The 2,104-nt window shown below is 62.1% G+C and carries 2 protein-coding genes and 1 pseudogene; all 3 read left to right on the top strand.

Annotation, left to right across the window (positions count from 1 at the left end):
- Positions 1 to 211 (top strand): annotated as a pseudogene (locus EN994_RS28565) (sugar ABC transporter permease); the annotation flags it as partial.
- Positions 212 to 222: 11 nt separating this feature from the next.
- Positions 223 to 1,047 (top strand): carbohydrate ABC transporter permease, encoded by an 825-nt coding sequence (locus EN994_RS28570; protein WP_063169752.1) that lies wholly within the window; start codon positions 223 to 225, stop codon positions 1,045 to 1,047.
- A 49-nt stretch (positions 1,048 to 1,096) separates the two neighbouring features.
- Positions 1,097 to 2,104 (top strand): ABC transporter ATP-binding protein (locus EN994_RS28575; RefSeq protein ID WP_164746287.1); only part of this gene is annotated, 1,008 nt, incomplete at its 3' end.

Consider the following 2,104-nt stretch of genomic DNA (forward strand, 5'->3'; position numbering starts at 1 on the left):
CTTCCTTCTCTCGGTCTATGCCGAGATCCTCGTCACCACCAATGGCGGCCCGGGATACGCCTCCACCAACCTGCCCTTCCTCGTCTACCAGAAGGCGTTGCTGGAGTTCAAAATCGGCCAGGCATCCGCCGGCGGTGTGATCGCCGTCATTCTCGCCAATATCGTTGCCTTCTTCGCCATGCGCGCCGTCGGCAAGAACCTGGACAAGTAAGGGAGGCTACGATGGCACGCTCAGTCACCACCCGGCACAAGACGATCGCGACGGTTGCCGCCTGGATCGTCGCCCTGCTGATCTTCTTCCCGATCCTCTACACGATCATCACCTCGTTCAAGTCGGAGCAGGAAGCCATCCAGGGCTTCAGCATCATCCCGTCGGGAACGTTCGAGAGCTATACCGAGGTCCAGGCACAGAGCGGCTACTTCAAGTTCTTCTTCAACTCGGTGCTGCTCTCGGTCGGCTCGACCATCCTGGCCCTGCTGGTCGCCATACCGGCGGCATGGTCGATGGCCTTCTCGCCGACCAAGCGGACCAAGGACATCTTGATGTGGATGCTGTCCACCAAGATGATGCCGGCGGTCGCGGTGCTGTTCCCGATCTACCTGATCTTCCGCGACACAGGCCTGCTCGGCAGCCGCATCGGCCTCATGATCATGCTGATGCTGATCAACCTGCCGATCGTGGTGTGGATGCTCTACACCTATTTCCGCGAAATCCCTGGCGAGATCCTGGAAGCGGCGCGCATGGACGGCGCATCGCTGTGGAACGAGATCGTCTATGTGCTGACGCCGATGGCGGTGCCGGGCATCGCCTCGACAATGCTGCTCAACATCATCCTGGCCTGGAACGAGGCGTTCTGGACGATCCGGCTGACGACGACGGAAGCCGCACCCCTGACCGCCTTCATCAGCTCGTTCTCAAGCCCGCAAGGCCTGTTCTGGGCGAAGCTTTCGGCCGCCTCGACGCTGGCCATCGCGCCGATCCTGATCATGGGCTGGTTCAGCCAGAAGCAGCTGGTGCGCGGCCTGACATTTGGTGCGGTGAAATAACGGAATTGCCCGAAGCAATCGGCAGAAATAACCCCTCGGGGAGGAAACCATGGGAAACATCACGCTCAAGAACGTCTCGAAATCCTTCGGAGCGACGTCCATCATCCCCGGTCTCGACCTGGTGATCGAGAATGGCGAGTTCGTCGTCTTTGTCGGCCCGTCGGGTTGCGGCAAGTCAACGCTGCTGCGCCTGATCGCCGGGCTCGAGGACACCAGCGGCGGCTCCATCAACATCGACGGCCGCGACGTCACCGGCGAGGCACCGGCCAAGCGCAAGCTCGCCATGGTGTTCCAGTCTTACGCGCTCTATCCGCACATGACGGTGGCCAAGAACATCGGCTTCCCGCTGAAGATGGCCGGTGAGGACAAGGCGACCATCGACAAGAAGGTGGGAGACGCGGCGCGCGTGCTCAACCTGACCAACTATCTCGAACGCCGGCCCGGCCAGCTTTCAGGCGGCCAGCGCCAGCGCGTCGCGATCGGCCGCGCCATCGTGCGTCAGCCGACCGCCTTCCTGTTCGACGAACCGCTGTCCAATCTCGATGCGGCACTGCGCGGCACCATGCGGCTGGAGATCAGCGAGCTGCACCATCAGCTCAAAACCACCATGATCTACGTTACCCACGATCAGGTTGAAGCGATGACCATGGCCGACAAGATCGTCGTGCTGAACGCCGGCAACATCGAGCAGGTCGGCTCGCCGATGGAGCTCTACAAGACGCCGAAGAACCTGTTCGTCGCCAGCTTTATCGGCTCGCCGAAGATGAACCTGATCGAGGGCGCGCCGGCTGCCAAAAACGGCGCCAAGACCATCGGCATCCGTCCCGAACACCTGGAGATCTCGACCAGGGCGGGCGAATGGAAGGCAGTCGTCGGCGTCGCCGAGCATCTCGGCTCCGACACCTTCCTGCACGTCCAGGCCGACGGCGTCGGTCCGCTGACCGTGCGCGCCGACGGCGAACTCGGCGTCCATCACGGCGACACCATTTACCTGACACCAGACAAGGCCAAGCTGCATCGCTTTGGCGCCGACGGAAAGGCAATCTGCACATGCGAC

This window comes from Mesorhizobium sp. M7A.F.Ca.CA.002.09.1.1 (genome assembly GCF_003998555.1).
Taxonomy (GTDB): Bacteria; Pseudomonadota; Alphaproteobacteria; order Rhizobiales; family Rhizobiaceae; genus Mesorhizobium; species Mesorhizobium ciceri.